Consider the following 13425-nt stretch of genomic DNA (forward strand, 5'->3'; position numbering starts at 1 on the left):
TTAATGACGAAGCCGAATTCCTCCATCTATTTCGGAAAGCGGATTCTGGTCTCCGGTGGAACAGGAATGATTGGTATTCCCCTTGTTCGAGCCTTGTCGGCATTGGGGGCGCAGGTGACCGTGGTTTCTTTGGAACAGGAAAGTTATGCGAGAGCCTTGTTGGGTTCTTCTATTGCGTTTTTTAGAGGCGATCTGACTTGCAATGACACCTGTAAAAAAGCTGTTGAAGGTCAAGAGTATGTTTTTAATTTGGTCGGAATAAAAGGATCGGTCGGCATCGGGGTGAAAAGAGCAGCCAGTTATTTTGTGCCCATGCTTCGATACCAATCCAATCTATTGGAAGCCGCATTTCGAGGAGGAGTCTCCCGGTATCTTTTTGTGAGCAGTATTTGCGCCTATCCACCAGCGACACTTCATGTGGAGGACAACGTCTGGAATGGTCTTCCAAAACAAAATGACCGGTACGCCGGAATTGCGAAAAGAATCGGCGAACTTGAAGCTGAAACCTACCTGCACGAGTATAATTGGGAGGCCGTCCGGGTGGTCCGGCCCTCAAATGTGTATGGTCCGCTTGATGACTTTAATCCAGTTACGGGACAGGTGATTCCGGCTCTCATTCGGAGGGTGTTGGATGGAGAGTCTCCGGTTCGGATTTGGGGAGATGGATCTGCCATACGGGATTTTATTTTTGTCGAGGATGTGGTTGAGGGGCTTTTGCTTGGAATGGAGCATGCTCCGCCATGTTTTCCTATTAATTTGGGGAGTGGCGTTCCGACCACTATCAGACAATTAGCTGAAATCATTGTGGCTGAAAGTCGGGTCTCCACTGAAATTGAATGGGATCCCTCAAAGCCGGCCGGAGACCCTGTCCGATTGCTATCGATGGAACGGGCAGAAGCCACAATTGGTTTCTGTCCAAAAATCTCTCTTCAGGAAGGCATTCGCCAAACTATTCACTGGTATATCAAGAATCGGGAACTCGCCCATGAACGGAAAAACCTCCTTAGCGCCTAAAAACCGGAAGCGGAAAACCGAAGGACTTTCAGATCCACGATTTGTTCCAGGGTTGGGAGATCTGGTCGATCGATTGACTGTTGATCAGCTGAAGGAGGCGTTCCATGAATCGATCCGGACATCTGTGAGAATGGAAATCGCTGATCTGGAACATGATATTGATGGATGGGCTGATCGACATCAGATCAAATTGTCAGGGCGGAACGTCCGCATCATCATTGTGCTTGCCCAAATCAATTACGAAATCTGGATGTGTAAAGAGGGCATGAAGGCCGAACCCCAGCGATATGATCAATGGTTGAAACGGGCTCATCAATTAAATGGCATCAGAAATCAGATGAAAAATCTTCTTTTAGCCGAAGTGCAATCGGGAACCAGAGTGTGCCGGGCGAGTAATGTTTCGGTGGAAGATTTAAAAGATTGGGATATACAGCTGTAACCATAGGCTTGCGCGATGCTCCTTAAAAAATTAGGCCAAACTGACGTAGAAATTTCCGCTATCGGGCAAGGGACCGGGATTCATCATTCCCTGACAAAGCGCAAGGTGTACCAGCAACTTGAATCCACGATCCGGGCCGGAATTGATATGGGCATAAACTTAATTGATACAGCACCGGTGTATGGTGCTGGAGAGTCTGAAGTGGTCATTGGTAAGGCTTTGAAGGGGATTCGCCATCGTGTGGTGTTGGCGACCAAGGTCTCTCCTGAGAACTTATCTGCAAAAGGTATCAATAAATCTGTTGAGGGGAGCCTCGGACGACTGCAAACAGACTACATTGACCTCCTGCAAATCCACTGGCCTAATCCCCAAATTCCCATCTCGGACACCCTGGTGGGTCTAGAGGAAATGGTCCAGAAGGGGTTGGTCCGAAATGTGGGAATCTGCAATTTTTCATTTAAAGATACTCAAGAAATACACCACCAGTTAACGTCTAAGCTCTTAGCTTCTGTTCAGGTCGAATATAACTTGTTCGATCGAAGTATCGAACGGGAATTCCTGCCATATGGGCAACAAGAGGGAATTAGCATTATCGCCTATAGTCCTCTTCATCGTGGACGAATTGTGGCAAATCGGAAACAGTATGCTGTTCTTCAGGAGATAGCCAATAAATACCATAAAACTCCCGCTCAAATTGCTTTACGGTGGTTGACTGGGCATCTACCGGTTGTGGTGATTCCGAATACCACCAATAGTCAACGAATGAAGGAAAACGCGGAAAGTATGGATTTTGATTTAACAGACGAGGATGTTGGGCATCTTGAAGGAAAATGTACCGGACATTTCCTAGAGATTCCTCCTAGATCCATACAAGTCGCTGATGACTCGGGACGTTCAGTCTATCGAACCCTCGAAGACGCTCTCGAAAATGCCATGAATTGCGTACCCAGTCCGCAGGAATTAGCACAACAAATTACCGCAGGGGATTTTTTGAAACCGGTGCGTCTTCGCCCGGCTAGTTCTTCCCATGACCGGTTTGAGCTCTTGGAAGGCCGAATCCGATATTGGGCATGGGTCATTGCAAACGGTATCGAGAAGCCCCTACCCGCGCTGGTGGAAGATTTCTCCTGATAGCCTTGTGAGGGATTTATGATTGCCACTCTTCCACTCAAGCAGAATCACAAGCATCATGGGAGGCTTCAGCAAGAGGATTTTGAAGCCCTATTTGGGGAAGCGCCTGGAACGCTCTTTCAGGAATGTCAGGAATTGGTAGGACGGCATGATTTGCGTTATGACGTCTTGCAGGGGGCTTCCCGTGACCAAGTTTTGCTTCGTGTGTTGAAAACCCTTGACCAGGAGCTGGAAGTCGCAGGGACGCATCGTAAGCAGCGTTGGGAAGATGGATGGGCAGAGAACCTGATGGATTTTCAACGCACAGGATATGATTTAGCTGCATTAATCCCAAAGTTTGTGCGACCCCAGGAAATCATCCGTTTAAAGGGTGAGTATGTCCGGCCGGTTTCTTCTCAATTCGAAACCAGTTTTGTCGAAATTCTGCGCCACTGGATGTTTAAAAAATGGTTTCATGACGTTGACCATATTTACGAGTTTGGTTGTGGAACCGGCCATAATTTAGTCGATGCAGCTTTCATGTTTCCAGGCCGTCCCTTGTATGGGTTGGATTGGTCCCAATCCTCTCAAGCGATTCTTCTCCTGTTGAGAAAAGAACATGGATTTAATGTCGTTGGTCAGGAATTTAACATGATGGAGCCTGATGAATCTTTTGACCTGTATCCTCGGAGCGGGGTGTTTACCGTTGGCGCCATGGAGCAATTGGGCTGTCAGTACCATGCTTTTGTGGACTATCTCCTTAAGCAACGCCCTTCTATTTGCATACACGTGGAAACCCTGTATGAGCTCTACGATCAGAACGTCCTGTTTGATTACGTCGCAGCCAAGTATCTAGAGAAAAGAAAGTATTTGCAAGGATTGCTCGGAACCTTGAAGGTTTTTGAGTACGAAGGCCGGCTGGAAATTCTTAGAACGATCCGAACTTTTGGCTCACTATACCATGATGGCTATTCTATGGTGATCTGGAAGCCGGTAGAGGAGAAGATGTGATGGTGAACGCGGAGCAATTACAGATTAAAACTTATGCGAATTCGAGCGAGCAAGCGGCTCGGCAACAGATGGGGGATTTGCTTTTTCATAATCCGATTCCCCCGGACCAATTGCTTTCGAATCTTGGACTATTTCTAGAATCCAAGCATTTGGCTCGCCTGTTATTCATGGACTTCTTGTACCGTCAGATCATTGCTGTTCAAGGTGTCGTCATGGAGTTTGGAGTACGGTGGGGACAAAATCTTGCCTTGTTTTCCGCATTGCGAGGGATCTATGAACCTTTTAACCGGCATCGAAAAATTGTCGGATTTGATACGTTTTCGGGGTTCCCTTCTATCCATGAAAAGGATGGGAAGTCCAATATGATGGTGAATGGACAATTGGCCGTCTCTCCTCACTATGCAGAAAGCCTTAAAGAGTTACTCAGCCTTCATGAAACACTTAATCCGATAAACCATATTAAAAAACATGAATTGTGCGTCGGAGATGTGGTGGAGGAGTTGCCTCGATATCTGGCTAGATGCCCGGAAACCATCGTGGCTATGGCCTATTTTGATTTAGACTTGTACGAACCCACGGTCAAGTGTCTTGAGCTTCTTCGTCCCCGAATGACCAAGGGGACTATTCTGGGATTTGATGAATTGAATGATCCTGATTCCCCGGGAGAGACCCTCGCCCTGATGGAAGTCTTTGGATTGAACCATTTAAAAATTCAGCGGTTTCCCTTTGCCTCACGGGTGTCGTATGTGGTGTTCGAGTAAGGGGCCATCAACCACTAAGGAGAGAGTCCGTGTCTCAAACAATAGCTGAACGATTACGCAAAGGCATGATTGCTGATTCCATTATGCAGTTTTTTTATGGGAAAAATATTGTTGTTACCGGGGGAAGCGGGTTGATCGGGAGGCAAATTGTGAGTCGGTTGGTAGAGGCTGGGGCCTCGGTTCGAAGTGTGTCCCTTGATGAGATTCAGGTGGAAAATAAGGTGGAGTATGTGAAGGGCGATTTGTGCGATTTTGAATTTTGCCAACGTATCGTGAAAGATATGGATTGTGTTTTTCATGTGGCGGGAATCAAAGGGTCCATTGAGGTCACGAAATCCAAGCCGGCAAGTTTTTTTGTCCCGTTGTTGATGATGAATACCAATATGTTGGAGGCCTGCCGCTTGAATAAGGTTCATCGGGTGGTCTATACCTCATCTATTGGAGCCTACCCGGCTGCGGAAATTTTCAAGGAACAGGAAGAAGATGAGGAAGGGCCACCAATGGATATGTTTCCTGGCTGGGCCAAACGAATGGCCGAATTGCAAGTTCGGGCCTATCAAATACAGTACAGTCTGACGCACTACGCCGTGGTGCGTCCCTGCAATGTGTATGGACCAGGAGATAATTTTGATCCTGCCAATGCCATGGTAATTCCCACCCTCATGCGACGCATATTTTCAAAAGAAGATCCGGTAGTGATCTGGGGAGATGGCACCGCGATTCGGGATTTTGCCTATAGTGGGGATGTCGCTGATGGAGTGATTCTTGCTTTGTACCATGGCACGGGTGGGCGTTACGTCAATTTAGGCAGTGGTATCGGCTATACCATTAGAGAATTAGTAGAAGCTCTTCAATCGGTTGTGCCGTTCCGGGCCCAATTTGATCATACGAAACCCACCGGATTTCCCCGGCGTGTGATGGATATTTCTTTAGCACAACATCTTCTCGGGTACGACCCACAAGTGAGTCTTCAGGAGGGGTTACTGCACACATGGAATTGGTATCTGGAGCATCATGATGAATACCTTCAAAGGCAAAACTATTTCGCCGCCTCCTAATCTACAGATCTCTTCCTGCCGCTTGGAAGGAGTGAGGTTAGTGACTCCACCGACAATTTTTGAAGATTTTCGGGGAATCTATGTTGAAACGTTTAACGAGGACCTGTACCGGCAAGCTGGAATTGATATGCCATTTGTGCAGGATGATATCTCCGTGTCTGGCAGGCATGTGTTGCGAGGCATTCATGGAGACCAAGAGACCTGGAAGCTGGTGTCATGCTTATGGGGGAAGTTTTATTTGGTCGTCGTCAATTGGGATCCCGCCTCTCCACAATATCAACAGTGGGAATCGTTTACGCTATCAGATCGCAATCGATACCAAGTCTTGATCCCACCCAAGTTTGGAAACGCCCATCTGGTGCTGTCTGAGCAAGCAATTTTTCACTATAAGCAAACGACCAATTACAACCGGGAAGGGCAATTTACCGTACCGTGGAATGACCCCAATTTGGGAATCTGGTGGCCGGTCAAACAGCCGATTGTTTCCCAACGGGATGAAGGAGTGAGTCATGTTTAAGGGTAGCAAAGTATTAGTGACAGGGGCGGGAGGATTTCTGGGAACCAATATGGCTAAGCGTTTAGTGGAAGAGGGGAGCTATGTACGCGGGACATTGCATACCCGTGGTCCGCAATTCGAACACCAGAAACTGGAATATGTCAAAGCCGATTTGACGAACATGGAAGAGTGTCGACGGGTCGTAGAGGGCATGGATTATGTTTTCATGTGTGCAGCGAATACCTCAGGAGCGGCGGTCATGGCTACCCAGCCATTAGCACACGTGACGCCGAATGTGGTGATGAACGCCCAGATGCTGGAAGCTTCCTACCAGGCAAAGGTAAAGAAGTTTCTCTTTATTAGCAGTAGTGCCGCCTATCCACCCAGTGGGGAGCGGCCGATCTCCGAGGAGGAAATGTTTGCGGGGGATCCATATGAGGCGTATTTCAGTGTGGGGTGGATGAAACGCTACGGGGAGGTGCTGTGCCGTATTTATTCCGAAAAAATTAAGGATCCGATGAAAACAGTTGTAGTAAGGCCATCTAATGTCTATGGGCCATATGATAAATTTGATTTTGAACGTTCCCATGTGACAGCGGCGCTTATACGTAAAGTTGTCGAACGGCAGAATCCTCTTGAGGTGTGGGGAACGGGTGAAGATGTTAGGGATTTAATTTATGTTGAAGATTTCGTTGATGCCGTGATGCTGGCCATGGCCACGTTAGATCAGTTCGAGCCCGTAAATATTGGATATGGGAATGGGCGTCGTGTGCGGGATGTCCTAACGACTCTTCTAGAAGTTGACCAATTCCAGAACGCAAATGTGGTCATTAACCCAACCAAACCTTCTATGATTCCTATTCGGCTGGTTGATGTGGAGAAGGCAACCGTCCAGTTAGGGTTTTCGGCAAAGACCAATCTTCAAGTTGGGTTAAAGAAAACTTTACGCTGGTATCGGGACCACAATCAGACTCAGGGGAGGGTGGAGCCGGTTCAGTTCAGCGCAACCCATGTTCGAGCCTCCTAATGATTTGGATGAATCTGAAGGGCCTATGAAACGTATCTTTCCAGAAAGTGAAATGGCCCATCGCTGGTTGGATGGATTGAAAGGTTTGGAAGTCGGTCCCTCCTCTCACAACCCGTTTGGCCTGGATACTAGAAATGTGGGTCTGAAAGATGAAATCTATCATCGGGAACAAGTCACCCTGGTCGGGGAAGCGGCGCCTCTACACATTCTAGCCGAGGCGGATGCGATTCCTGTCCCTAGTGAGTCTGAAGATTTTGTGTTGTCCTCCCACGTGATTGAACACTGTCCAAATTATTTTAAGACGGTTTTGGAATGGTATCGCATCATTAAGCCAGGCGGATTGTTATATCTCATTGTCCCACATCCGGATGCAGCTCCTGGAGATAGAGGGAAGCCGCTGACGGAATGGGAACACCTGGTGCAAGATTATGTCTTGAATGCCTCGGAAGAAACCGAGTTGGAGGCTGGACGATTCCTTCACTGCCATTATCATATTTTTTCCATAGCGACCATGAAGGAGTATTTCGCCCGATTTTTTGGGAAAAGGCTTCTTTTGGTTGATAGTCAGGATGCGGATGACAAGATCGGAAATGGATTTGTATTGGTCTACCGAAAACCTGACTCATTGATCAATGCGTATCCCTGGTCACTCGATTATCAGGGGAAAAGGGTGTGTATCCCTAAACCTGGAGATTTCTATTCGCTGAAGGAATTTGCTTATGATTTTTCCATTCTTCGATCAAACGTGGAGGCACTTGTGATTCCGCAATCAGACCATCTTCGCTCCTTTCAAGATTCCCCCCTCTTGCAATCCAAAATGGGTACTCCCCGGATCTCTGTTATCGTGGCAGCCTATAATGCCGAACGGTTCATGCGAGGGGCCTTAGAAGATCTTGAAGCGCAAACTATTGCGGAACAGATTGAAATAATTATCGTGGAAACAGGGTCCCAAACGGAAGAATTCAAAATTATTACTGAGTTTCAGGCTCGATACGGCAACATCATCTATGTTCGGACTAGTGAAAGGGAAACTCCCGCTGCGGCCTGTAACCGAGGGATTCGGATGGCCCGCGGAAAGTACATTACACTGGCTCCTACCGATGATCGGCGTCGGAAAGATGCTTTGGATGTTTTGGCATCAGAGTTAGAGGGCCATCAAGATGTCGCCCTGGTCTATGGAGATGTCTTTGTCTCGAATTTCGAAAACCAAACTTTCACGACCCATATTCGTTGTGGCTATCATATTCGTCCTGAATTTTCTCAAGAAATCATGCTGTCAGGGTGTCATATGGGTCCGCAAGCCATGTGGCGGAAATCCGTCCATGATGAAGTCGGATATTTTGATGAAAATTTGCCCTCGGCCGCTGATTATGAATTTTGGTGCAGGATTGCTGAACGATATCCCATGAAACATATACCATCGTTTCTCGGGGTGTATTACGAGAACCCTGACGGAATTATTAATTCCAACCTCGAACGTGCTCGCCGGGAAACTCTGGACGTTCAACATGCCTACCGGAACAAATTTCCTGCCCCCAAGGGACAGTACATAAATAACTTTCAGTTTCAAGGCACAATCCAGACGAAAAAATATGTCAATATTGGCATGGTGACCTTTAATCGGCTGGAATTTACGAAGGCAGCTATCGCTGCGCTTTTCCAGCACACCTGTTTCCCCCATGTCATCACGGTTGTGGATAACGGAAGTACAGATGGCACGCCAGAGTATTTGCAAGCGCTTCATCAGCAGGGATTTATTACCAATCTGATTTTGTTGCCGGCCAATGTTGGAATTGCCAAGGCTTCGAATTTGGCATGGAGTCAGGAGCCTGATGCAGAGTATTACCTCAAGCTGGACAATGACATTGTTATCCAAAAGCCTGGCTGGTTATCCAGAATGGTTGAGGTCATCGACAGTATTCCGGAATTGGGCGCTATTGCCTATAACTTTGAACGACAGAGCTATCCTGTCCGCGAGATTCGGGGATTGGCTGTTCGGCCGAAAATTGGAAATTTAAACGGGGCTTGTACTCTCATTCCCAAAAGAACTTATCAAACATTGGGATTCTGGTGCGAGGATTACGGGTTGTATGGGGAAGAGGATGCGGATTATGGGCTGAGAATCCAGTTGCATGGTTTGCAAAATGCCTATATGGAGGATGAAAAAGTGGGATTGCATCTACCTGCCGGAAGGGCAGCCCACATCGACGCACAGACGTTTAAGGCCACTGATGGAATTGAAGAAGAGACCCATGCTGAGTACCGGGCATTCAAAGATGAATGGCGGCGAAGAAATGTTCAGGACATCGCGAAAAAAAATTGGAAGGATTATCAAACAGGTGTGAAATCGCTGTTTTGTTCCTCTCCCTTTGTTAAAGAATTTCAAAAGAAAAAGGAATCCATTCATCCCCCTGATGTGTCATCTTTCAGAGATATACAGACTGTGCAAGAGTCAAAAGTGATCTCCTTGAAAAATTTGAAACAAACCTCTCGAAACGAGGTTCGTCAGGTCTCCGTGATTGGTACAGATCATATTTGTGGTCAGATTCGGCTTCTTCAGCCACTCTTGGCTGGTGAGGGAATCTGGGAAAAAGGGGCAGTCGTCTGCGATGCCAATATTATTCTCGGTGACATAATCCCCCCTATGGGGGTTGGCCATGTATGGGTATTCCAGCGCACTTGTTTGTTGGATGCGGCTGACCTGGCTAAGGTCCGATCCCAGGGCACACGTCTTATACATGATTGTGATGACTTATTGTGGAAGATTCCCACTGATAATCCCAATCTTCAATTTCTACCTCCTGAGAAAATTGAGAAGATGTTTCGGCTCATGGCCATGACAGATTGCGTGACGGTCTCTACTGAACCCATTCAGGCTGATCTGAGAAAACGGGGGATTCATTCGACGGTTCTTCCTAATTGCTTAGTGCGACGGGAATGGGAAGGGTTCACACCGACACGTCGAGTCGGTTCCCGCCCTCGAATTGGATGGGCAGGACAAACGAATGTGCATAAAGGTGATACGGCGATTTTGGAAACGATTATTGAGGCATTGAAAGATGAAGTCGAATGGGTATTTCTTGGAGATGCACCACGAATGGCTGGTAGTTCAGGTGTGATCAGTGAAACGCTCTCGATGGTGGACCTGGCTCAGTATCCGAAAAAATTGGCCAGTCTCAATCTTGATCTGGCGCTGGCCCCATTGGTTCCCAATGAATTTAATGAAGCCAAGAGTGATATCAGGATTTTGCAGTATGGGATATTGGGGTATCCGGTTATTGGAACCGATATTTTTCCACATCAACAGGCCCCGATTCTTCGATTGCCGCATGAACCCCGAGTTTGGATTAAAGCGATTCGCGAACGAATTCATGATTTGGGTGCCTTAGAAAGTGAAGGAGATCATCTCCGAGCCTGGGTATTAAAGCATCGTCTTATGGAACATGTGCTTCCTCAGTATGAACAGGCCTGGTTGGGCCGTGACGTAAAATCCTCAACCAGGGGGCCTCAGTCGAAAATTCAGAGCCCACCAGCGCCGGCTTATTCCCCGAGCAACCAGGGCAGGTATCCCTTTGATTTTTCAATCATTATTCCTGTTTGGAATAAAGTGGAATTGACACAGCAGTGTTTGACCCATTTGGCGGAGGTCACGGATAGCTGTTCGTATGAAGTGATTGTGGTGGACAATGCGTCTACTGATGGGACCAAAGAATTCCTGTCCACTCTGGGTGGTGATATCCAGGTTATTTCCAATCCCGAAAACTATGGTTTTGCCAAGGGTTGTAACCAAGGGGCGGCGGCAGCAAAAGGACGTTTCCTTGTTTTTTTGAATAACGACACGATACCGAAAGCGGGATGGTTGCGGGCTTTAATGGAGGAGGTTCAGCAGCATTCTGATGTGGCCATTGTTGGAAGTAAGTTGCTCTATCCCGATGATACGATTCAACATGCCGGAGTGGTGTTTTCGAAAAATTGCTTAACGCCTTATCATTTATTCCGTGGAGCGTCTGGCGATTTACCCGCAACCAATGTTCGCCAGGAATTTCAGGTGGTCACCGCCGCATGTATGCTCATCCGCCGTGAGGAATTTGATGCGGTTGGCGGTTTTGATGAGATCTATCGGAATGGGTTTGAGGATGTGGATCTGTGCCTCAAAGTGGGCAAACGGGGAAAGAAAGTCATCTATCAACCGAAAAGCGTGCTCTATCATTTAGAGCATCAAACTCCGGGAAGGAAGGACCCTGAGGCTGAACGACACAACGGCAAAGTTCTGATGGACCGATGGGCTACCTCTATTGTGGTCGATGAGGATCTGTATACGGTTCCTGCAGGATATGCCAACCGGTATTATTTTCGCGACGGATGGCTTCGGCAGTCCCTCGAACCTTTTCAGAGCGACGTGGAACGTTCACAGTGGAAACGAGTGCAGAGAGTGCAAGAGCTCTTATTAAGGCAACGAAGTGACACATCCAAGACTTTGAATGGTCCGAAGGACGCTGAATTGCATGGTCTTCTTTCCGAGGATCGAGAGTGGCCGGAAGATGTTGAGGTGCTCAGATGGGCGGCGAAACTTTGCCAATCCTTTCAGCTTTTGAATGGGGAGCGGTCATTCTGGAAGCGGACACTGAGTCTTGGGGAAAATCGAGAGGCACGGGAACGGTTGGCAACACTCGCTCTCACGATGAAAGATCTCGGGGAGGGGACTCAACATATACAGGCGCTCCTTCAATCGGATCCCAACGATGGATCTGGTCATTGGTTGCAGGGAATTTTGATGATGCAATCCCAACAATGCGCCGAAGCGGCCAGGGCATTTCGTGAAGCTCTTCATTGTGGCGCAGATTCTCGAAAAGCCGGGCTTGGACTGGGAATGGCGTGTATGGGAATGGGAAATCATGAGGAAGCCTGGAGGGTGTTCGATCAGATAATGATTGAGCATCCCGACGATTCCGACGCGATGAACGGCTTGATTCAGGCTGGCACGGCTCTTGAGCAGTGGGAAGACTTAAGGCAACGACTGTCACGGTATGTTGAGCGAAATCCTGCAGATTGCGATAGGCGGTTCGCGCTGGCGGGAATTGAATTTCGTGCGGGACGACTGGATTCCGCCAAGCGCCAGTTTGAAATGTTGAGTCTCTTGAAGCCCGACTTTGAGGGGTTACACGATTTAGGGGTACTTCTTCAGACGACGCTTCTTGACCGTCATGCGCTGGCCACTTAAACAGAGGAACTTCTTGCCTAGTCAAGTTAGCCTATGTCCCGAGCCCTCTTAATTCAATTAGCTCGGCTGGGTGATCTGGTCCAATCTCTTCCTGTTCTGACCTCCCTGCATTCTGCTCATCCTGAACGAGCACTTGACCTTCTTTGCCCTTCTCCATTGGTGACGCTTGGCGAACTATTCCCCTGTGTGGACAGGGTTTTCCCTTGGAATGGGGAACAATGGCATGAATTGGCCACGAGGAAGATGATGGATTGTGACCAAGTGCTTATCCAAGCCAAACAGAATTTGTCCCAGTGCGGCTTCCCCACGTATTCGCTGGCCTATAATTTGAATAATCATCCTCGAGGGATTCTTACTGCTCATGTCTTAGGTGATCTGGTTGTTGGTCCAGGTGAACACGGGCCATTGAATCCGACGCTTCCGGCATGGGCGGGATATTTACGTCAGATCGCTCAAAAGCGAGGGAGCAACCGGGTGCATTTAGCAGATGCTTTTTGCGGGTTGTGTCAGGTTCTCCCACCATTGAACGTTCCACACTTGAAGGCCCCGGAGGTGGCATTGCCCTTTGAGCTGGAACTGCCGGTGAATGGTGAGTCTTCTATTCTCATCGGAATTGTTCTTGGTGCGGGAGATGCCGACCGGCGAGTTCCCCTTTCTGTGTGGCAAGACCTGATTGCCGCATGCGCTGAGCACATTCCTCAGTGCTATCTGCTTTTGGTCGGTGGTGCGGGAGAACGGGAAGCGGCATTGGCCTTAGAGCATCGCCTTCCCGCTAAATATCTCAATCGGGTGGTGAATGGGTGTGGTCGGACTTCGTTGCCCCAGCTTGTGGCTCTTCTTAATCGGTGTCAGTGGGTGGTCGGATCGGATACGGGACCATTGCATCTCGGAACGATGTGTGGGGCTCGGGCGATCGGCTGGTATTTCTCCCAGGCCAGAGTCCATGAAACGGGCCCCTATGGGGTTGGTCATTATGTGTGGCAACGCGCGGGAGCGCAACTTCGGGAGAGTCCGAATGTCCGTGACGTAAGTCCTGCAGGATCATCCTCGGCCTATTGGCCTGTGATGGAAACCGTCAATTTAATTCGGGAAGACACGGTGAATACAACAACAGATGAGTGGGATCTCTGGACCAGCAATAGAGATGAGTGGGGGGCGTTTTATACCAGGGATGGCATACCTGACGAAGCTGTTCTCCGGCGAAAGGACACCTGGGATGTGCTGTCTCAGCTGGCGAATCAAGGTATTCGGATGGAAGTCTCGAAGTAGTCGGGAATGCTCCGGTAGC

The 13425-nt window shown here is 48.3% G+C and carries 10 protein-coding genes; all 10 read left to right on the forward strand.

Features of this window, described 5'->3' with window-relative positions:
* Positions 1-3 precede the first annotated feature (3 nt).
* Genes PP769_RS12650 through PP769_RS12695 form a run of 10 tightly spaced genes read left to right on the forward strand, consistent with a single transcriptional unit; the run spans position 4 to position 13406 of the window.
* Complete coding sequence (locus tag PP769_RS12650) at positions 4-1014, forward strand: NAD-dependent epimerase/dehydratase family protein (RefSeq protein WP_312640635.1); 1011 nt, start codon at positions 4-6, stop codon at positions 1012-1014.
* Positions 986-1453, forward strand: a complete 468-nt coding sequence (locus PP769_RS12655; protein WP_312640637.1) for a hypothetical protein — start codon at positions 986-988, stop codon at positions 1451-1453. The genes PP769_RS12650 and PP769_RS12655 overlap by 29 nt, the downstream gene beginning before the upstream one ends.
* Before the next feature lie 15 nt (positions 1454-1468).
* Positions 1469-2584 carry an aldo/keto reductase gene (locus PP769_RS12660; RefSeq protein WP_312640639.1) on the forward strand — a complete coding sequence of 372 codons (1116 nt, stop codon included), beginning with the start codon at positions 1469-1471 and terminating at the stop codon, positions 2582-2584.
* A gap of 18 nt (positions 2585-2602) precedes the next feature.
* Positions 2603-3574 (forward strand): class I SAM-dependent methyltransferase, encoded by a 972-nt coding sequence (locus tag PP769_RS12665; RefSeq protein WP_312640641.1) that lies wholly within the window; start codon positions 2603-2605, stop codon positions 3572-3574.
* A complete protein-coding gene (locus PP769_RS12670) occupies positions 3574-4335 on the forward strand; it encodes a hypothetical protein (protein WP_312640643.1) in 762 nt (253 codons plus the stop codon). The genes PP769_RS12665 and PP769_RS12670 overlap by 1 nt, the downstream gene beginning before the upstream one ends.
* Positions 4336-4364: 29 nt before the next feature.
* Positions 4365-5393 carry an NAD-dependent epimerase/dehydratase family protein gene (locus tag PP769_RS12675; RefSeq protein WP_312640645.1) on the forward strand — a complete coding sequence of 343 codons (1029 nt, stop codon included), beginning with the start codon at positions 4365-4367 and terminating at the stop codon, positions 5391-5393.
* On the forward strand, positions 5353-5910 hold the full coding sequence (rfbC, locus tag PP769_RS12680) for a dTDP-4-dehydrorhamnose 3,5-epimerase (protein WP_312647053.1): 558 nt from the start codon (positions 5353-5355) through the stop codon (positions 5908-5910). The genes PP769_RS12675 and rfbC overlap by 41 nt, the downstream gene beginning before the upstream one ends.
* Positions 5903-6916, forward strand: coding sequence for an NAD-dependent epimerase/dehydratase family protein (locus PP769_RS12685; RefSeq protein ID WP_312640647.1), 1014 nt, complete (start codon positions 5903-5905; stop codon positions 6914-6916). The genes rfbC and PP769_RS12685 overlap by 8 nt, the downstream gene beginning before the upstream one ends.
* A gap of 25 nt (positions 6917-6941) precedes the next feature.
* Positions 6942-12137, forward strand: coding sequence for a glycosyltransferase (locus PP769_RS12690; RefSeq protein WP_312640649.1), 5196 nt, complete (start codon positions 6942-6944; stop codon positions 12135-12137).
* A gap of 33 nt (positions 12138-12170) precedes the next feature.
* Entirely contained in the window at positions 12171-13406 is a 1236-nt protein-coding gene (locus PP769_RS12695) for a glycosyltransferase family 9 protein (protein ID WP_312640651.1), read from the forward strand.
* The last annotated feature ends 19 nt before the right edge of the window (positions 13407-13425 follow it).

The sequence above is a fragment of the Candidatus Nitrospira allomarina genome (assembly GCF_032050975.1).
Taxonomy (GTDB): Bacteria; Nitrospirota; Nitrospiria; order Nitrospirales; family UBA8639; genus Nitrospira_E; species Nitrospira_E allomarina.

Coding starts and splice junctions, on each gene's coding strand:
- PP769_RS12650 (WP_312640635.1), top strand. CDS start 4: ATGACGAAGCCGAATTCCTCCATCTATTTCGGAAAGCGGATTCTGGTC.
- PP769_RS12655 (WP_312640637.1), top strand. CDS start 986: ATGAACGGAAAAACCTCCTTAGCGCCTAAAAACCGGAAGCGGAAAACC.
- PP769_RS12660 (WP_312640639.1), top strand. CDS start 1,469: ATGCTCCTTAAAAAATTAGGCCAAACTGACGTAGAAATTTCCGCTATC.
- PP769_RS12665 (WP_312640641.1), top strand. CDS start 2,603: ATGATTGCCACTCTTCCACTCAAGCAGAATCACAAGCATCATGGGAGG.
- PP769_RS12670 (WP_312640643.1), top strand. CDS start 3,574: ATGGTGAACGCGGAGCAATTACAGATTAAAACTTATGCGAATTCGAGC.
- rfbC (WP_312647053.1), top strand. CDS start 5,353: ATGAATACCTTCAAAGGCAAAACTATTTCGCCGCCTCCTAATCTACAG.
- PP769_RS12685 (WP_312640647.1), top strand. CDS start 5,903: ATGTTTAAGGGTAGCAAAGTATTAGTGACAGGGGCGGGAGGATTTCTG.
- PP769_RS12690 (WP_312640649.1), top strand. CDS start 6,942: ATGAAACGTATCTTTCCAGAAAGTGAAATGGCCCATCGCTGGTTGGAT.
- PP769_RS12695 (WP_312640651.1), top strand. CDS start 12,171: ATGTCCCGAGCCCTCTTAATTCAATTAGCTCGGCTGGGTGATCTGGTC.